The following is a 17504-nucleotide window of genomic DNA, read 5'->3' as shown; positions in this document are numbered from 1 at the left end:
CGATTCTTACTGGAGTTTCCCGCCTCATGGCCTGTTTCGACCGCTACAGCCTACCCCTTTCGACGCCCTCCGAACGCACGGCCGACCGCTATCGCGCCGGTGTCGACCTGCTCCTGTCCCTGTGGTCGGGCGCGGCCGAAGCGCTCGACGAGGCGATCGCGGCCGATCCAGAATTCGCGCTCGCGCAGGCTGCCCGTGCGCGCCTTCATGCGATCCGCGCCGAGATCGGCGACGCGCGCGCGATGATCACGAACGCGGCCGCGCTCGTCGCCCGGAACGGCACACCGCGCGAGCGCAGCCACGTCAGGGTACTGTCGCTCGCGATCCACGGGCAGGCTGCAAAAGCACTGGCGGGCGCGCTCGAGCATGTCGATCGTTGGCCGCGCGACGTGATCGTGCTGTCGCTGCCGCTCGGCGCGTTCGGCCTGTTCGCATTTTCGGGCATGGCGGATCACAATCAGGCGCGCGTCGATCTTTGCGAGCGCTATGCACGGCATTTTGAGGATGACGACTGGTGGTTCCTGACGAATCGCGGCTGGGCACATGGCGAAAACGGTAACGTCCGGGTCGGCCGTACGATGACGCAGCGTGCGCTCGAGCTGCGTCGCCACAATGTCAATGCCGTGCACGCGGTCGCACACGTGCTATACGAGGCCGGTGCAAACGACGAGGCCGATACGGTGATCGCCGGCTGGCTGCCTGAATACGACCGCAGCGGCATCCTGCACGGTCACATTGCGTGGCATGCGGCCCTGATCGCACTCGAACGCGGCGACACCGAACGCGCACTCGCGATCTATGACACGCACGTAGCGCCAGCGGCGTCGCTGGGCGTGCCGATCAACGTGGTCAGCGATACCGCTTCGTTCCTCTGGCGCATGCAGGCCTACGGCCATACCGTTCCCGTCGGCAAGTGGGACGATGCGGCACGGTATGCATCGGATTATTTTCGGCAGGCGGGCTTCCCGTTCGCCGATGTCCATATGGCGTTGATCGCGGCGGCCACGGGCGCAACGGCGGCGCTCGACGAGCGCACGGGGGCGCTCGACGCGCTCGTCGAGGCCGGCACGCTGCGGGCCGGCGCTGTGGTGCCAGAGATCTGCCGCGCGGTGCTCGCATTCGCCGAGGAGAAATACGCGCAATGCGCGGCCCTCCTCGAGCCCGTGGCGCACGAGGTCGTGCGCATCGGCGGCAGCGGCGCGCAACGCGAGATCGTCCAGGATACGCTGCTGGTCGCCTGGATGCGCAGCGGCGACGCAGGCAAGGCACGCGCGCTGCTTGATCAGCGCCTGCATCGTCGCCCGTCGCCGCGCGATACACGCTGGCTCGGCCAACTCGTCACCGCCTGATCGGGCCTGTTCGTGCCGGCGTAACCGCCAGCAGCGGCGCGATTCGCGTCATCCATTTTGGCCACCATCGCGCGCCGGCTCGCGCAGCCGTTTCCGTTCGATTCAGCGCGATGACGCCACGCGGGTGGGGGGCGCGAAAGTACGCGCAACCACCAAGGAAGTCATATGTGTTCAAGCATCGCGGCCGTAATCGCGTTCTTGGTGATCACCGGGGTGGCGGGACGGCACGCTGAAGGATCAGACCATCGCAGCGACAGCGGGTGGATTGCTGATGTACTTTGTGCGCGAGACCGCGCAAGTACTGGGGTTCTGGCTCGGGAGAGCGAACGACGCACCGGCCCAGGCGCAATCAATCAGTTGTTTGCTGCATTGGCGAGCCGTCCGACTGAGGCAAAAGGGTGAGGGCCATGATTCGCGTGCCGACGTTCAGATGCTAGTTCGATGGTTAAGCCTGTCGATCGATATGGATGGCAGTCCCATTTTGGACTTTTGCTGCTCAATTTTGCGTAGATCTTTCAAGAGGCTACTGACTTTTGAGTGTTGCTCTGTTATGGCCCAAATGTTAGTGAGAATTTTGCTCGAATCGTCGTTAAGTCTCTTGATATTTCCGTCCAATTTATTTCTGATAATGACGGCATTGGTGTTGTCAAAGTACTTCTTGGTGTTACTGACGCGCTTTCGATAGGTGGATGAGGTGGCCATTTTAATGTAGTGGGAAATTCCGGATGGGCGACGTTTAAGGACATTATTCTCATGCAGAAGGAAATTTCCGGATTTTCCGAGGACTACGGTACGATTCATTAGGGCGAATGAGAGCTCTCTGTGTTTGGCATTCAATTCGCATGTGTCAGAATTGATTGCCTTGCGCAATCTGATGTAGAGGGCTTGAGCTTCCTCAATAGTATTCTTGAGCAACGACCCGCAATCGCTCAGTGTATGTCCAAGTCCTTCTGATAACAACATTTCAGATAAGGTGTTCGAGATTCGAGCAAGGTCGCGAGCGAGGGGAGGGCGACTGTCTTTCGAGTATAGGTGGTCGACTGCAGTCGACGAGATAGCAACGTGGCTGGACGGGATGCGCGAGGTCAGTGGGCTGAGCATAGAGTACAAGCGATGGGAATCGGCGATGTCAGTATTCGAAAAAAGTCCAATCGATTATTGGAGTTCGAACTTTACTCCCCTATCCTTATTTTTTGCTTGTCAAATACGGCCATGCAAAAAATGGCCAGCTTCGCGCTGGCCAGTTCCTTGCGCAGCCTGCTGACCCCAGCTTCCAGATCGTTGACCGGACGACGGCTGCACACTGGCGCATTGGCAGCCGGCTTTGCCGCCGTCTGCGTGTTGCCACTGCGCAGATCACCGAACCTGTTTCCCAACGTGGCCACTGGCACGCCCAGCCTTCAAGCGGCCTCATGCCGGCCAACGCTCTAGGCTCACCGTACCGCCTCCATTTTGAATTCCTTCGTGTATTACCATCTTGGTATCAGCTTCTCTGGCACGCTTTTCTCCGTACACACAAAAAGTTATCAAACTTCTTTCTATATGTGGAATCGTGGCAGGGTCATCGGGCAGCTGCATTGGTTTCCAACTCAATCCCGTCGAGTCTGCCGCACTTCGCTGACGCGTAGCCCAGAACTGATAAGCGGCCCCAGTACCGCGACATAGGCGTCGACGCGCAGGCCTCCTCGCGGTCGCGCAGTCGCCGCCGCGCGCAGGATCGATTGCAATTGGCCTGCGCTCAGGATGTACGGGGGATTGCGACGCGGTGATGGCAGCAGATGGTTGTCGGGGACCGAAGTTGCCGGATCGATAGCCTTTACGAAACGCAGAAATCCCTGCAGGGCACTGAGGATAGCCGCTGGGTTGGCGGTGCACGGTGAACCCGCGTGCCCCATTCGAGCACCTCCTTGGTCTTGATCGATTCGCCTGGCTGCTCGATGGCATAGTCTCGCACGAAGCGTGCGAGAACTCCGCCATGGGTATGCCGGTAACTCAGCAGTTCGCGGTGTTCGACGTAGCGGCTCAGCAGATCCTGAAGTTCCTCACCGTTCATGATCTGTCTCCCGGCCACGGCACGGCAATTCGCGCCAGCGAAGGCATGGCGAGCTTTGCATAGATGGCGGTGGACTGGAGGGACGATGGCCCAACACGTCGGCGATGTTCTTGAAGCTCAAACCACGCGTCAGCATGGTTGTTGCCGCGGCATGGCGCAAGAGATGTGCAGCACCGTGTGCGGGAGCGATATCGGCGCGTTTCAAGGCCCGGCGGACGATCTTGGAAATTGCGCTCGAGTCTGTGAATGGTCGCGCTGGCGGTACCGCTTGCAGGAAGATCGTCCTGTATGACGACGGAGGTCGCTCCCGTTTGACGTAAGCGAGCAATGCGCGTCCGACGTCGCGGAAGAGCGGCAGGTCCCGGTCACGACAAAACTTCGCCCCTCGGATATGAATGATGCCGTCGGCCCAGGCCACTTCATCCAGATTGAGGGCATGACTTCCGCAGCCCGCATCCCGGTCCTCGCGAGCAGCAATATGATTGCCGTGTTCCGCAGCGGCTGAAACCTAGGGCGGAAACCGATGCGCGTGATAAGGCGATTTCGTTTTCGTCATCGCATCATGTTACGCGTACACCCCGCCAACGTAACAGCGCCATGGCGATGCTTCGTCACCTGGACCAAGGAACCCATCGGCACTGAGCTGGCCGACCTACTGGCCGGGTACGGCACCAAACTTCAAACCAACTTCTCGTGAACACTTAGCCGATGATCCGCCGGTCGTGCAGATCGGCAGCGATTTTGCGCAGCAGCGCGGCGACGGCCGCATGTTGCCGTTCCGCGTAGACGTCACGCTTGCCCCACTTCATGCCGATATAGTTGGCGGTGGCCTCGCCTGTCCAAAGTGGCGTGCCGTCGCCGTCAATCAATGATGCCATAATCTTGAGCGTTGCATGAATGCCATCCTGCGTGCCGGTATCTCTGAGGAGCAGGACGGGCAGGCGATCCTGCTGCTGGTGATCGGCAAGAAGCGTTGCAACGAGGTTCGTTTTGACTGAACGGGCCCGTGCTTCAATGCCGTATGCCTGAAGGACCGACGGTGCGAGTTGGACGATGACCTCGCCGTCCGTCGTGTACGTACCCGGGTCGCGTGCCAGATCGTTGGCGGAAGAAGGCGAGCGGACCGTGGTGGCGTCTTCGTATATCACGAGCACACGGGTCAGTGGCGCATCCGGCTGCCGGACGATATGGCTCGTCAAACCGGAATCGGCGCTGCCGCCGATGACCGGCCCCGGGCCCATCATGTGAAGCGGAAGCGATGCTTGAGGGGCTTCCTGTGCGATCACGGGAAACGCCGCTCCCAGCGCGACGATCCAGCATGCTGCAGAGATCAGTGATTTATTCATCAGTTGCTCCGAGAAACCTCGCCATTCCCCAAGGGGACTTCCTTCGGGGCGCATGGCGGGGAGGAAAGGAGTGCCGTTGACAAACGGCATTCCAACGATAGCGTGATCGGCATGATCCTTGTCTACCGGCACCGGGTGAAATCGCTCAACGGACTGCTTAACAAACGGAGCCGTGCGGTGAGCTACATGTGGAACTTCTGCAACGACACGCAGAATCACGCGCTCGAGTGGGGCAAGAAATGGCCGACAGGGTTCGACCTGAACGTGCTGACCACCGGCAGCAGCAAGGAATTCGACATCCACGCCGGCACGGTCAACGCAACCTACGAGCAATACGCGCAGTCGCGTTGCCAGCGCCGTCGCCGGTACCTGCGCTATCGCGGTCGCAAATCGCTTGGCTGGGTACCCACCTGAAACGCGAGGGCAACGCGTTTCGCTTCGCCGCCCACACCTTCCGCGTGTTCAGCTGCCGGCCGCTTCCCGAAGGGAAGATCAAAGACAGCACTAACTTTGCACGGGATGCGCGCGGTCACTGGTTTCTCAACATCGAGTTCGAGATGCCTGATGTTCCGGCTCGCCCGATCCGCCCCGGCGTCGGCATCGATCTCGGTCCGAAAGACGTCGCCACACTTTCGACCGGCGAGACACTGCCTCATGTCTGGTTCGGCCAGCGCGCGACCGCAAAACTGGCGGAGGCCCAACGAACGTGAAAGCACCGGCGGCATATCGCGAAGCTGCACGCCAACGTAGCGACTGCCCGCGCCGCTTTCCAGCACAAGCTCGCACTCGATCTGGCGCGACGCTTCGATTACCTCGCGGTCGGCAACGTGTCGGCCGCCAAACTCACCAGAACCAGCTCTTGCTGAAGCAGCCTGAACGACCTCGGTTGTGAGGTTCAACCGGTTCTCGCCCCATAGGCGTTTCTTGCTAGCGAGTGGGCGCCGTGAATGTGGTGTCATGCATGATCGTGATACCAACGCGGCGTTGAACATTCTCCGATGCGGACGTGCATTGCCAGTGGTTGGAATCCTCCGCCTTTAGGCGGAAGAGGGCATCAATAAGCGTCCACATTTAGTTGTGGCGAACGGGAAAATTATAAGGACACGCATAGGAGCATGAAAGCGATCTAACCAAATTTAATATATCTTAAGATAATTTACACAGATCCAGATGCATCAGAATTTCGTCAATCTGACTGACCTAAAACATGGCTGCCCCTCTTCCCACCGGTGCCAGGCGGTTGGTTGGCATTTCCGCTTCCAGCTCAGCCTGCGCGACATCGAAAGAACTGCTGTTCGAGCGCAACATCGTATTGAGCCATGAAACGATCCGGCGCTGGCATGACAAGGTTAGGGTGTGCTTCGCTCGTCACCTCAAGGCTGTGCGACGTCAGCCGAGCAAGCAGCTGGTCACGTTGTTGTTTGGGCAGCGCATCGAGGGCAGGAAGGGATAGCCGGTCATTGGAGGCGGCGTCACTTGCCATTGATCCACTTAAAGAAGAACTAGATCATTTTTTCGATGTTATTGAAGGCAAGGTGGTGCCATCAATAACTCTTCAAGACTCTCTCAGGGTTATGGAGTTAGTGGAAAAAACCAAGGAAATTGGAAATTTATAGGAGATAGCTTCAATGCCAATATCTGATAGGCCGCTAGACGCCGATTCTGGTCGGCGTTTAATAATTCGTGAAAAAAATGGATTTCGACTTGAGCATTCGTCATCGATTGGCATATGCGGATATCTGATTTTGTCACCGATTGCACCAGCGGATCGATTTTCTGATCTTTCCTCTTCCGTCCTCAGTGCTTTGGGAGGGGAGCTAGCTTTTGCGACCGATCTGATCCAACGCCATACCGCGGCCGAGCGTGTTTATTGTTTGTCATTTGGAGAGGAGGTTTCAAATATTCACTTTCATTTACTTCCGCGAACGCGTGTAATTCTCAATAATTTCTTAAAAAATAGCGGCCAAGCCGGGCACATTGCGAATGGCGCGCTTCTTTTCGATTGGGCAAGGGAGACGTTTAAATCCGACAACTTGAGAAATCCCGATATTATTAATGCTGTTGAGCGCATGCGAGTTGAATAGTGCACCTCATGTTCTTGACGAAGGTGATGGTCTTGAATCTCTTCGGAGCAGACTCCCCACCGCTTGCAGCGCAGAAGGAAACTTTTCCGTTGAGCAAATAGCCACATGAGCCACATTGTAACGGCATTGATAAACCACCTGGTATCTCCTGCATCATCGACAAATGCGGTGTTCGACGAGCGGGATGATGACTTCCCGAATCGGGTCTGCCTTAAGATCGCCGATCGCTAATAGGTCCAATTTCTGGAGATCAGTACAGGCAAGGTCTTTGTTCAATCTTCGCCAAAATCCTCGTCCGGCTGCAATGCATCGAGCGGCTCGAGGATCGTCCGCACTCGTGTGAGTTCATCAACGAATTCGTCGATCAGATCCAACGCCTCCAGCACCCGCTCCGGCAGCGCACCGCGGCGGCGTGACGGCGCTATCGATGCACCGTTGAGCACGGAGTGCGTCATGCTATGGATTTCGAGCAGATCGTCGCGCAGTCCTTCGGGATCGTACAGTTGGGTTCGGATGCGATCGACGATGTCGACCGTGGCCAACAGGCGTGTCGTGTCATAGCTCGATTCGAGCCGCGCGAGCGCCGCGGTGTCGACGCCGCCGAAAAATGTGGTCGTTGTGGCTGGACGTGCAGTCATGGGCGGGGCGAATAGCGACGGGGTGCGTGGCGGTATAGCGGATCTCTGATCCAGGCTTCCGGGCGGCGATCGAGGTGTAGTTTATAGTGACCGAAGCGCCGGATGTTGTGGGTCGGGTACGGGCTCAGGAAAGCGATGTCCTCGGCGCGTACGTTCTCACCGTTTGAGACCATCTCGCGCAGCACTTGCATCATGTCGACCGTGTTCTGCAGGATGACGGCGGAGGCAATCAGGTCGTTGTAGCGCAGCCGTTTCTGCTGCTCCTCCGGCTCGTTCTCAGCAATCACGTCGTCGCCGAAGTCCAGCCATTTCGCGAACCCATTGTACGACTCGATCTTGTTCGTGTTCGCGGTCACCTCGTGCCGCAGCTCAAGGCTACCGATCCACTGAAGCAGGTACACGGTGCGCACCACGTTGCCAAGCTCGCGCGCGGCCAGGTACAGTCGGTTCTTGCGGCTTTCGGAACCAAGCCGGCGCAGCAGCAGCGGCGACGAAATCGTACCGGCCTGGATCGACAGCGCGACCTGCATCAGTTCCTGCCAGTGCTGTTCGATCAGCGTCCAATCGATGGTCGCCGTGAACAGCGAGAAATCGCCGAGGTCCTCAAGCCAGGCGAGTTGGTCGATCAGCAGGTCCAAGTGCTGCCGGGACGGACGCTTGGCATGCCGCTTGATTCGGTTGTAGGCCGTTTGCCGGTTCGACCAATCGCGCGCGAGCAGCCGGTCGGTCAGGCGCCGCGTAACGCGCTTGAAGAGTCGGGCCCGGGCGTGGATCTGCTCAGTCAGCCGATCGAGCGTCGAGAACGCTGGCAGCTCGATATTGCGCGCGATTAACTCGTCGATCGTCGCGTTGATGATGTCGACCGGTTGGTCCATTGTTAGCGAAGCGGTGTGCGCCGCGCGCGTCGCGATCGCGTTCGCGTCAGTGCCGTAGTACGGCTGCACGTCCAGATCAGAATATTGGCGTCATCGTCAGCAGCCTCCAGCATGCTCTTGTTGCTAGTGCTGTCGATGTCGGCTATCAAGCCGCCTTTGCCGCGATAGATCGGCAAACGAGCGGGCATGCTGCGGGACGGTTGGTCACGAAGGCGAAGATGAAGCCCCTCTTCGATGAGCCGGGTCAACGTTGTGTGCTAGCGAGCCGCGGCCAGCTTGGCCTTCGTTACAAGTTCGTCGTTCAAGTCGAGTGTCGTTCTCATGGCTAGCGTCCCATAGACGCAATACAGATATCTGCATTACATCTCGTACCGAGGCCACATTGGAATGTTTGATTGTTCTGGAGGTTGAGATCCTGTACGTCGCCAAATACGCGCTCGTCGGGCATTGAGCGTGCAGTCGCGACCCGGTGGCGGACAGTGGGCGTTGCTCGCACGCGAAACGCGAAGTTGGCCCCCGATCGATTCAAGCGACGGTTTTGCTGCGCACTTGAACTTGCCGATTGCCCAATCGACGACCGGAGGCTGGTTGGATGAATGCGATCGTCATCTGATCTCGCATCAATTAGTGGGCGACTTTCGCTTGACGGTCCATACGCTGAACATGGAGGAGAGCGTTGCGCAGATGCTACTCCGTATGTTCGACATGTTGGTCGCCAGTTTCGACGTCACGTGGTTGCCGCACCAATCGTTGCGGGGCATCGACGTACAGCCCCCAGCCGATTTTGCTGACCAGATTGCCAGATACGGAACTGGCAATCGCGCTGCACACATCGTAAGTCTGACGCCCCTCATCAGGAGAATGCAGGATTTTTTTCAAATGTGACGACATGATGTTGGGGATGCCAACGGTTGCGGTAGACCAAGCTCCTCGAATCAATGATCGCGCATCCGGACGTGTGAATACAGCTTGGTGCGGCGCGTAGACGCACGCGTTGTGTGATGTGGCCGACCATCGAGCGGCGAGCGTTTCGAACACCGATTTCGCCACAGATCCAATCACTGCACCATGCAATGCGGCTTCAAGACCGCCGAGTACGGTTCGTGACGACCTAAGCAAGGTGCTACCTACCGCACCGAATGCGCCCGCGACCGACCCGACCCAAGGCGCGAGCAACGCCCACCCCCCCTCATGACGTTCGGGGAATTGCAACTTCATGCGTCCACCCAGTCCTCGCAACAGGCTCGTCACGCCGGCATTGACCCACGACGACGACATGCTGTTCAGTGCGCCGGCAACGCCGGCCAAACACGCGCTCGGTTGAGATATCGGCAACACGGTCAAGGTTACGCCTCCCGCCAATACCGCGCCGAAACCCGCGTATAACTTGCGTCGCACCGGGTCGAGCGGAAAATGGTGTTGTGCATAGCGGTGCCCCATATAGCCGCCGGCCAAAGCGGCCGACAGCGGAACAAGTGCGATACCGGTGCCCCAATAGGCTGCCGTGTTGGGCAGACTTTGGACGCCAATGTCGACACCGATTCCGGCGGCATGACCGGCAATTTGAGCCACAGTGGCACGTAGGGTGCCCGAGGCCATCGCATTGGCGGTTTGCATCGTCGTGACCGATTCGGGGTTCTCGGTTGGGTTTGGAATATCCGACTCGCGTGGTGGCGTGAAGGGAATCATTTGAGTGTCTTTGGTGTTGCTCGAAGAGCTCGCCACCCCAGCCATCGAGACGGTTCTGACTCGAAGACGTGCGGGCGACAAATCCGCATCCTGCAAATTTGTGTCCGACGCAGAGCGCCTCAGCGCGCTCGATTGCTCCCTACGGATTTTCCCCTCAAACGACGGGAATTCGAGAGCAGGTTGTATGCGTGTTAATGCGCTCCGAATGGTGCTGCGCGTATCCTCGTCGGAGTCGCTTTCGGAGGGGGGCGAGTCGGTCGAGTTCTGAGAAATCAAATGATGCGACATCGTATCTTGCCCGCTACCAGTACGGCTAATTGAGAACATCGTTTCTCCTGTAGACATTGACACATTCAGTGAGTCGGTTAGCAGGTCGCGTCTTCAGCCCCGTACTTGCCATGCGGCATACGGGAGATTGGGCGACCGAAGCGCACCAACTTCACTCTCTGTGAGGCTGGTGCCGGGATTTGAAAGTTCGTCTGGCATGCGACAAGAAACGATCATGTTGACGATCGGAAGTTCTATACGAGAACGGACCTGCAAGGTGGCTGCAGCCTGAGCATGTCAACTGCCCGAGGTCGCGCCCAGGGCACCGGAGCGCGTGGACGCGCTTGCAAGATCGACTGTTAGTGGGTCAAAGCAGGCTTAGATCGCGGCGGCGCGGGCAAGAATGCCCAACGCGGCGGAAATGACGTTCATGCGGGCACAAAGTTGATGAAGCTTTCTTCCGGCTTTCGGCCCAGGAATCGAGGCCGCTCCCCAAGATTGAAATGACCCTAAGAAATCAGGCAGGTCAGTCTTGCTGCGAGAAGGATGTGGCACCAACGACCTGAACGCTGACTGCGATGTTCGACACAACCCGGCTTGGTGCCGGATTTTTTCTGCGCGGTTTTCACAAGAGCGCGCTCGACTAGGACGATAGAATGCTGAGCTTTGCCCCGATCGGGAGAACGCGGATGCTAACCTATCAGGATCTGAGCGCGCGGTATCAGGCATACCAGGAGGCGAAAAGCGAATATCGGTGCTATCTGCAGCAATGCATTGCACGGTTCGCGACGAAGTTCGAGGCCGCCTTGGCGTTGCCGTCGCCGACGTGGCGGGATGCCAACGGCGTGTTGCACCACTATGTTGAATTGGGCGTGGTGGAAGACGGTCAATTCGTGATGGTGCCAGCAGCGAAGATAGAGGGCGACGATCGGTCGATTCGGTTTGCAGTGGGCTTGACGCTCGAAGCCCGACCGGGTTGGCTGCCCAAAACGCATCATGTGCAGGAAGTCGTCATCCGAGCCACGCAGACGTCGGTGGAGTTCAACCTGGTGGGCGATCCAACGCTCACGGTGGGCGTGGTGCGAGACGGATCGACGGAGGAATTTTCGACCGTGATTGGTGCAATGATCGTACGAATTTATGCGTCGATGGATCCGGACGTGTTCAAAGCAAGAACGTTGTGAATCTGGCCAGCCCTCTATTGAAGCGGGTTGGCGAGTATGTTGACCCCGCATCGGCCAGTCTGGCGGTGCGGGTTTAATGAGATGGTCACCCCCACAATACACGCGGGATACGCTGTAAGGTGTCAGCGCTTGTCACAGGCGTGGCGATCGCGTACGTCATGGAGCCGCTGATCGTAGCGATGGCTGGCATCACGAGCAACGGCAAGCAGCAGTCGATCGGCTTCTTGATTGGCCTGTTCGGGCTGCGCCTGACCAAGGAGGCCTTCCGGTTGATCACCTCGGGCGCGGTGACCGACTGGGTGCGGCGACATTTCCTGCCGGAAGCCACATGATGGTGACGACATTTTTGATCGCGAACTCGATCGTCGCGGCGGTCTGCATCTGGATCACAATCGCGCGTGGCCTGCCCACCGGCTGGTGGGGTCTACTCGGATTCTCGATCATTGGCGTGACGGCGGCAAACCTCTTCAAGCCGATCCACATGCAGCGCGCCATCGATGCGCCCGAGACGCTGATGATGGTGGGCACGGCGATCGTGTGCGCACGAGCGGTGGTAAAAAGGGCGTTCTGGTAACGAACAGATCGAAATTCGGCAGCACGGAGGCGATAGAGGGAGCACATTCATTTTCAAATATCGTGAAGGACGCCATGGTACCGAGTCAAGCAAGCGGATCACGAAGTCCGTATACCCTTGTCCAGCGAACTTCATCTCACAGTCGAAGCGAGCGAACGCGAGCGGATATCATAGATGCAGCGTGCAATTCATCGCGGCGCGGGGAGCAACGCGTTGCGTCGCTGCAAACATTGTCGGCTAACGCTTACTGGGGCGCCTTAAACATCCCGCAAGATATTACTCGGATCGCCAATCAGATGGCTGAAAGCAGTCTTCCCGAGGCAATCAAGCGAAGGCTTGTCCGTATCGCAGGTGATAGTGTCAGGCAAGCCACCACGTCAAATACCTCCGTTGAACTTGCGCGGGAAATCGCTCATGCGCGTGCGATGCGTGGGACGCCGTGCTCCGAGGTCGAAGAGGACCACGGATTTTGGCTTCGCCATCCAACGAGAGAGTTGTCACTCGCCACGGTCTTTCAGCTCTGGCGCACGCGACTTGAGCTGGAGATGTCTATTGTGCACGGACCAGCCGGTGCACGTGTGATGCGTGGAGAATCTTGCGACACGGTGGCGTCGGAACATGGCCTGACGTGCGACGAAGCTGTGCTTGCGCTAGAGATGAAGGCGGTCGGGACAGTCGGTAGCGGTATGGTGTTGCGTGGTGCAACTTTCGAGCAAACAGCGTTAGCACTGGGGATCCACTGCATCGAAGCGCGTGTCGAACTGCACCGGCTGGTCGAAACTTGTCAGACAGAGGGCACTGGCGTGAGTGGTGAGCCGTCGTGCGAGTAGCATCCCGCGTACGTGAATGCCTGCGAATTCATGATTGAGAATTCTTTTCAAGCATGCAATTAGTCCGGCGCTTACGCGCTCCTCCATTCAGGCCAGGCACGGCCGGAATGGCGTCCAACGTCGGTTCGAAACATCACCGATCGTGACGATTGGCACCGCTCACGGTGATCGCCAGCGAAACAGCCCGAACGTCGACTATAAGGTGCCGCTTCGCGCCTAATTGGCCCCGGTCCGTTGGGGTCGGACCGGTTTCCTGCCCACCGGACTCGCGCCATCGATGCTTGCTCGCCCCCAATCGATTTGATCGTCCTCGCGCAAGCGGTGCAGCATCGCCACACGTGGTCTGCCCCCCGCGGCTTGCCATTCGCGGAGTCGACGCCAACAAGTCATCCCGCTGCCGAATCCGAGTTCCCAAGGAAGGTCTTCCCAAGGGATACCGCTTTGGAGCACGAACGGGATGTCGTTCAGCGCGGCACGGTCATCGACCGAACGACGCCGACCACCGTTGGGCGAAGGCTCGAACTCCGGAATCAGCGGTTGGAGCACCGTCCACAATTCGTTGCTGATCTTTCTTCTTGCTATGCACGCAACAGTACGGACTGACGAGCATCGTGTCCAGTTGTGTTAGCCGCTCCAATGACGGCCCACTCCACCTTACAAGCTGGACGCGTGCCACGGTGATCAGTATCAGGCAGCATCGTTCGCGTAACCGCGCGATAGTTTGAATTTTGACTACGGAGAAACTCATGCTACCTGTATCCGCCCCTTCACGGAATTCAGCGCCAGCATTCAACTCTACGGAACGGTTGGCTCAATCTTCGCTGTTGGTCACCGGGCGCTCTATTGTTGCGTACTCAATCCAATCAGATATCGTAGACATCGCTTGTTATCCTGATCGATTTCCCGAAGTTGCTCGCATGGCCCCGCAGCTTTCAGTTGACGAAGAAATGCACGTCAAGATGACGCTTCCCGGTGACCTGGGCAGAGTCGCGGATTGGATTAGCAAGAGCGGAAAAAGCGGTGAAAAACAGCGCCAGCTCACATGCGCGGCAGCAGAAAGGTTGCGAATTGCGACGGTGCAAAATTCGAGTTCTGAACTCGCATTGCTGATTGCTCGGGAACGGGTAATACGCGGCGCCCCCTGTGGCAGGGTCGCTGCGGAGCACGGTATTGCGTTTGAAATATCTCCTGGCACTATGTACGACTACTTGGAACATAGTGTATTGGATCGGGAAAGCGCAGCCCTACGGAGCGTGCTCAATGGCAAGCCGTGTAATGACGTTGCAGAGAAGCATGATGTTCGCAGTGTGCACGCACGCGGACGGCTAGAGCTAGAGTCGATCGTTAAAAACGGCAGAATTTTGGCAATGCAAGGGGCGTCGCGTGATGCGATCATCGCGAGGCTGGGCGTGTCCACAAGCGACGGCAAGGAACAAGTCGATTATGTACTTTCGAAGTTCGGACCACGAGCGTAACCTGCATGTCGTATCATCCTCGGCGTTAAAGATTCTCCCACTCTCAACCCGGCTTCGGCCGACTGGAATTGGTCGCGGCAATGTACCGGTGGCCACATGAGCGCGGGCGGATCGATCGCTTGCCTTTCACCTACTCCGATATCGCCGTGAGCGACATCGGGCATGACCTGGCCCCTGTCACAGGCGGCCGCAAGCCGTTGAGCCGACCGGCAGTGTTGCTCGACGAGTGGGACAAGGAACCTGCATTCCTGACCGCAGAGCAGTTGAAGGTCGCGCGCAATCGATGCGCTCTGCGTCCCAGCAGCTGCTGTTCGACCTGATGGCGCGAGTTGCTCTGCGCTCAGTCGAGGCACGCACCTTCCCTCTGTCGTACGTGATTGATCCCCGGACCCAAAAGGCTCTGAAGCCAGGCACTTTGATCGGCGTGCGCCTCGACCCGCGGGACATGAAGATCAAGTTCGACAAGCCACGCGTCGAGCACGTTGGCCGGCGCGGACTCCCCATGCCGCGCGGGCCATTCATAGCCGTCCCAACCCGCCACAAGAATCCGATTCCTGATTGAACCATCAAAAATCAGCCTATTCCGCCCCCGATCGCCGCAATCTCCGATCGCCAACGCTCGCGTCGCTGGGTAGTATTGCGCCGTGGACAGTTGCTTTCCCTGTCTACAACTCATGGTGCTTGGAACCTGCCGCCCCGAACATCGGGCGGCATTCCCTTACCGCCGACTTTGGGCCCTCGCTTCTTGCACCTCCAGGATGCAGCGCGGGGAAGCCAGTGGAGTTCATCCACGGAGGGCCCACCCTCTCATAACGAATCACATCCCTCGGCGCGCTCAAACGCTGCGCGAAGCGCGACCATACATCACGCCATAAGAGCCGTCGATGGCCGTGACGATGCATATCGTGTTAGCGGAGGCGGCATTCCTCCCTTACCCGAAAGCGATGCGACAGATTCTCGACCTGCACGACCGCGTGGGCCGTATCCCGGGATTGATCGTGCAGGCGGTTACCGAGCCGCCGGTATACTCCGGCGGCTTGTATGGCTTTTTCTACATGATCGGCGCATATGTGGCACCAACGCTCATGGACGCGATTTCGCCGGAACAGTGGTTGTTCATGACCAACGTGCTGTACGTGGTCGGGTGGATCGCGATCAGTTGGTTCGCTCCGGTCGCGGGCACGCTCGGGCTTGGCCCGATCGCGCTGCCGCGCTGGACGGGACCGGGTCGAGCGTTCTTCGATCAGCACGCGTTCCCGTTCACGTTGTATCGTGAGCTGATCGGCTCGTCGTGGCTGGACACGCTTTCAGGGCAGATCAAGTCGGGCATCGGTGAGGCGACAGCACTTGAACAGCAGATCAGGTTGGCGCCCCCATCGTTTGCATCTCGACTTCGACCACTTTGGCAGGGCATTCGCCGCGGCGAGAAGCTATCGGTCGCGATGCGTGAAACCGGCCACGGTTTTCTGTCGCTCGATCTGATCGACCGGATCGCGATGTTGCAGGGACGCAGCAACTTCGCGGACGTGATCGAGACGGCAGCGCAGCAGTTTGGCGAGAAGGTTGCACGCAGCATCCGTTCGTCCGCGAGACGCTTCATCATTTGACGAATCGCGTCAGTCGACACTTCCGGGACCATCTGAGAAATTTCAGCAGCCGTCAGCGAGGTGCCGTGAGCCAATATTGCTGAATAGACCATCAGCAACTCGGTGCGTGACCGCGGCTCGCGACCGAGCAGGGTCCAGCTGAACTGTGTCGCACTGTCGATTTCGAGGATGATCTCGGGAAATTGACCTGGTGGATGCGCTTCGAAGATCTGGCGTCGAAGTTGATCGGCTTGCGTGTCTGGATTCTGGGCCGCCATCGGCTCAAGGCGAACAGCCGCATCGACACGGATCGAACCATTCGCCACAGCTTCGTCGAGGAGGGCGAGGCGCTGATCGAGCTGTTGAAGGATCGGCTCGAGAAATTCGTTCGGGTCCTATGGGGGGCCGAGGTGTCCGTAGTGATGGTTATGCCTTGCCAGCCACTGCTCGGTCGAGATCAGGATATGTGACCGGCTTCGGAACGAGAAGCTGTGATTGATACACAGTTGAACGTAAGCGCTCTTTGAAGGACGTCATTACACGGCGAGGCTGATCGGTATCAGAGAGCACCGTTCGCGTAACCGCGCGATAGTATAAATTTTGAAAATCGGGAGGCTAATGTATCCTGCATCCGGCATTTCACGGGCTTCAGTGCCTATTACTGTTCGTGGGCAAGCGGGACAACATGCTAGGCCCGAAGTGGATCAGATCCGCGCAGATATTGTCGAACTCGCTTGCGCAGAAAACAGATTTCCTCAAGCGATGCGCTTTGAAACGTACCCCCTTTCTGCAGACGAAGTGAATCGCGTCAAGCTGCGGGTGCCTGATGACCTTATCCGGGTCGCGACATGGATCGACGAGAGCCAGATCCCTTACGTAAAAGGGCACGCACTCATGCGCGCGGCTGCGGGAAATCTACGAAAAGCGACATCGGACAATTCATCTCTTGGGCTGGCGATGGTGATCGCGTGCGCACGCGTGATGCGTGGGACGCCGTGTCCGAGAGTCGCACGGGAACACGGCATTCCAGCGACCCATGTAGTTTCGGACACTTGGTATTCCCGGTGCTCTCCTCGAGAGGAACTGGAGTGGGCAGTTTGTCACGCACAATCTGTGGCGCGATGGCGGATGAGCCAAGGCGAACCATGTGATATGGTCGCCTACAACTACGGCCTGCACCATAAGGAAGTGCGCTTGGAACTGGAGCGCTTTGCTATTTCGTGCCACGGGGCAGCGATGGTGCAGAGCGGAAAATCGCGTGATGAGATCAGCGAGTCATTGGGCGTGCGCACTGACGAAGGCAAGGAGATAGTAGATGCAATGATCTTTGATAGCCGATTGCAACGGACGAAATCGACTCAAACCGAGTTAACCGCCGTCCACCGATAGTATCCTTCTTTTCCACTTCCAGCCCGGCTTCGGCCGGGTTGTTTCGTTTGCTTCCGCCTCGTGCAGCCATTTTTGTTTTTGGAATCCAGAGATGGATCGACCATCGTTCCGGTGCGCGACGCAACTGTCCGACCCGCTCGTCAATCGATGGTTTGCGCACATCGT

15 protein-coding genes and 7 pseudogenes are annotated in these 17504 nt (G+C 58.2%); 13 read left to right on the top strand and 9 right to left on the bottom strand.

The window, feature by feature from the left end:
• Nucleotides 1-26 precede the first annotated feature (26 nt).
• On the top strand, nucleotides 27-1349 hold the full coding sequence (locus WS49_RS03650; protein ID WP_059524587.1) for a tetratricopeptide repeat protein: 1323 nt from the start codon (nucleotides 27-29) through the stop codon (nucleotides 1347-1349).
• Nucleotides 1350-2569: 1220 nt separating this feature from the next.
• Here WS49_RS03650 and WS49_RS34730 read toward each other — a convergent pair.
• Nucleotides 2570-2800 (bottom strand): annotated as a pseudogene (locus WS49_RS34730) (IS3-like element ISBvi3 family transposase); the annotation flags it as partial.
• A 425-nt stretch (nucleotides 2801-3225) separates the two neighbouring features.
• Here WS49_RS34730 and WS49_RS34725 point away from each other — a divergent pair.
• Nucleotides 3226-3465, top strand: coding sequence for a hypothetical protein (locus tag WS49_RS34725; protein WP_059524583.1), 240 nt, complete (start codon nucleotides 3226-3228; stop codon nucleotides 3463-3465).
• On the opposite strand, the gene WS49_RS36465 is transcribed toward WS49_RS34725, so the two are convergent.
• Both WS49_RS36465 and WS49_RS03635 read right to left on the bottom strand, forming a co-directional pair.
• Nucleotides 3392-3829, bottom strand: a complete 438-nt coding sequence (locus WS49_RS36465; protein WP_373557183.1) for a tyrosine-type recombinase/integrase — start codon at nucleotides 3827-3829, stop codon at nucleotides 3392-3394. The two genes, WS49_RS34725 and WS49_RS36465, sit on opposite strands and share 74 nt — an antisense overlap.
• 274 nt (nucleotides 3830-4103) lie before the next feature.
• A complete protein-coding gene (locus tag WS49_RS03635) occupies nucleotides 4104-4748 on the bottom strand; it encodes a hypothetical protein (protein WP_156437170.1) in 645 nt (214 codons plus the stop codon).
• 111 nt (nucleotides 4749-4859) lie between these two features.
• On the opposite strand from WS49_RS03635, the pseudogene WS49_RS03630 reads away from it, so the two are divergent.
• From WS49_RS03630 to WS49_RS34720, 3 genes and pseudogenes are all read left to right on the top strand, one after another.
• Nucleotides 4860-5789: pseudogene (locus WS49_RS03630) on the top strand (RNA-guided endonuclease InsQ/TnpB family protein).
• 129 nt (nucleotides 5790-5918) lie between these two features.
• Nucleotides 5919-6144: pseudogene (locus tag WS49_RS03625) on the top strand (hypothetical protein); the annotation flags it as partial.
• A 232-nt stretch (nucleotides 6145-6376) separates the two neighbouring features.
• Complete coding sequence (locus WS49_RS34720; RefSeq protein WP_156437169.1) at nucleotides 6377-6832, top strand: hypothetical protein; 456 nt, start codon at nucleotides 6377-6379, stop codon at nucleotides 6830-6832.
• 272 nt (nucleotides 6833-7104) lie between these two features.
• Here the strand turns inward: WS49_RS34720 and tnpC are convergent, their stop codons facing one another.
• From tnpC to WS49_RS34715, 4 genes and pseudogenes are all read right to left on the bottom strand, one after another.
• Entirely contained in the window at nucleotides 7105-7470 is a 366-nt protein-coding gene (gene tnpC / locus WS49_RS03620) for a Tn3 family transposase post-transcriptional regulator TnpC (protein ID WP_059524579.1), read from the bottom strand.
• Nucleotides 7467-8054, bottom strand: a pseudogene (locus WS49_RS35925) (Tn3 family transposase); the annotation flags it as partial. The gene tnpC and the pseudogene WS49_RS35925, both read right to left, overlap by 4 nt.
• Nucleotides 8055-8255: 201 nt before the next feature.
• Nucleotides 8256-8414, bottom strand: a pseudogene (locus tag WS49_RS35920) (DUF4158 domain-containing protein); the annotation flags it as partial.
• A 618-nt stretch (nucleotides 8415-9032) separates the two neighbouring features.
• Nucleotides 9033-10034, bottom strand: coding sequence for a hypothetical protein (locus WS49_RS34715; protein WP_156437167.1), 1002 nt, complete (start codon nucleotides 10032-10034; stop codon nucleotides 9033-9035).
• A gap of 923 nt (nucleotides 10035-10957) precedes the next feature.
• On the opposite strand from WS49_RS34715, the gene WS49_RS03605 reads away from it, so the two are divergent.
• From WS49_RS03605 to WS49_RS03595, 4 genes are all read left to right on the top strand, one after another.
• Complete coding sequence (locus tag WS49_RS03605) at nucleotides 10958-11485, top strand: hypothetical protein (RefSeq protein WP_059524573.1); 528 nt, start codon at nucleotides 10958-10960, stop codon at nucleotides 11483-11485.
• 158 nt (nucleotides 11486-11643) lie between these two features.
• Nucleotides 11644-11817 (top strand): hypothetical protein, encoded by a 174-nt coding sequence (locus WS49_RS34710; RefSeq protein ID WP_156437165.1) that lies wholly within the window; start codon nucleotides 11644-11646, stop codon nucleotides 11815-11817.
• Complete coding sequence (locus WS49_RS03600; RefSeq protein ID WP_059524571.1) at nucleotides 11814-12059, top strand: hypothetical protein; 246 nt, start codon at nucleotides 11814-11816, stop codon at nucleotides 12057-12059. Before WS49_RS34710 ends, WS49_RS03600 begins: the two co-directional genes overlap by 4 nt.
• Nucleotides 12060-12355: 296 nt before the next feature.
• Nucleotides 12356-12889: a hypothetical protein gene (locus tag WS49_RS03595; RefSeq protein WP_156437163.1), complete on the top strand. Its 534-nt coding sequence runs from the start codon at nucleotides 12356-12358 to the stop codon at nucleotides 12887-12889.
• A 67-nt stretch (nucleotides 12890-12956) separates the two neighbouring features.
• Here the strand turns inward: WS49_RS03595 and WS49_RS33055 are convergent.
• Nucleotides 12957-13471: pseudogene (locus tag WS49_RS33055) on the bottom strand (IS5 family transposase); the annotation flags it as partial.
• A 164-nt stretch (nucleotides 13472-13635) separates the two neighbouring features.
• On the opposite strand from WS49_RS33055, the gene WS49_RS34705 reads away from it, so the two are divergent.
• The 3 genes from WS49_RS34705 (at nucleotide 13636) to WS49_RS03585 (ending at nucleotide 15971) form a co-directional block, all read left to right on the top strand.
• Nucleotides 13636-14364, top strand: a complete 729-nt coding sequence (locus WS49_RS34705) for a hypothetical protein (protein ID WP_156437161.1) — start codon at nucleotides 13636-13638, stop codon at nucleotides 14362-14364.
• A 119-nt stretch (nucleotides 14365-14483) separates the two neighbouring features.
• Entirely contained in the window at nucleotides 14484-14684 is a 201-nt protein-coding gene (locus WS49_RS35915) for a hypothetical protein (protein ID WP_257127610.1), read from the top strand.
• 564 nt (nucleotides 14685-15248) lie between these two features.
• Nucleotides 15249-15971, top strand: a complete 723-nt coding sequence (locus WS49_RS03585; protein ID WP_059524567.1) for a type II secretion system F family protein — start codon at nucleotides 15249-15251, stop codon at nucleotides 15969-15971.
• Here the strand turns inward: WS49_RS03585 and WS49_RS33050 are convergent.
• Nucleotides 15929-16450 (bottom strand): annotated as a pseudogene (locus WS49_RS33050) (Tn3 family transposase); the annotation flags it as partial. The gene WS49_RS03585 and the pseudogene WS49_RS33050 overlap by 43 nt on opposite strands.
• A 199-nt stretch (nucleotides 16451-16649) precedes the next feature.
• Here WS49_RS33050 and WS49_RS34700 point away from each other — a divergent pair.
• Nucleotides 16650-17339: a hypothetical protein gene (locus tag WS49_RS34700; protein ID WP_156437159.1), complete on the top strand. Its 690-nt coding sequence runs from the start codon at nucleotides 16650-16652 to the stop codon at nucleotides 17337-17339.
• Nucleotides 17340-17504 lie beyond the last annotated feature (165 nt).

Origin of the sequence: Burkholderia sp. RF7-non_BP4, from assembly GCF_001521935.1 — a bacterium.
GTDB classification, from domain to species: domain Bacteria; phylum Pseudomonadota; class Gammaproteobacteria; order Burkholderiales; family Burkholderiaceae; genus Burkholderia; species Burkholderia diffusa.
Note: the sequence above shows the minus strand (reverse complement) of the source record. Positions and strands in the feature narration are given on the sequence as shown.

Excerpts from the sequence above, each read along its gene's own strand:
- WS49_RS03635 (WP_156437170.1), bottom strand. The coding sequence starts at position 4,748 with ATGAATAAATCACTGATCTCTGCAGCATGCTGGATCGTCGCGCTGGGA.
- WS49_RS03605 (WP_059524573.1), top strand. The coding sequence starts at position 10,958 with ATGCTGAGCTTTGCCCCGATCGGGAGAACGCGGATGCTAACCTATCAG.
- WS49_RS03595 (WP_156437163.1), top strand. The coding sequence starts at position 12,356 with ATGGCTGAAAGCAGTCTTCCCGAGGCAATCAAGCGAAGGCTTGTCCGT.
- WS49_RS34705 (WP_156437161.1), top strand. The coding sequence starts at position 13,636 with ATGCTACCTGTATCCGCCCCTTCACGGAATTCAGCGCCAGCATTCAAC.
- tnpC (WP_059524579.1), bottom strand. The coding sequence starts at position 7,470 with ATGACTGCACGTCCAGCCACAACGACCACATTTTTCGGCGGCGTCGAC.
- WS49_RS34715 (WP_156437167.1), bottom strand. The coding sequence starts at position 10,034 with ATGATTCCCTTCACGCCACCACGCGAGTCGGATATTCCAAACCCAACC.
- WS49_RS03650 (WP_059524587.1), top strand. The coding sequence starts at position 27 with ATGGCCTGTTTCGACCGCTACAGCCTACCCCTTTCGACGCCCTCCGAA.
- WS49_RS03585 (WP_059524567.1), top strand. The coding sequence starts at position 15,249 with ATGGCCGTGACGATGCATATCGTGTTAGCGGAGGCGGCATTCCTCCCT.
- WS49_RS34720 (WP_156437169.1), top strand. The coding sequence starts at position 6,377 with ATGCCAATATCTGATAGGCCGCTAGACGCCGATTCTGGTCGGCGTTTA.
- WS49_RS34710 (WP_156437165.1), top strand. The coding sequence starts at position 11,644 with ATGGAGCCGCTGATCGTAGCGATGGCTGGCATCACGAGCAACGGCAAG.
- WS49_RS03600 (WP_059524571.1), top strand. The coding sequence starts at position 11,814 with ATGATGGTGACGACATTTTTGATCGCGAACTCGATCGTCGCGGCGGTC.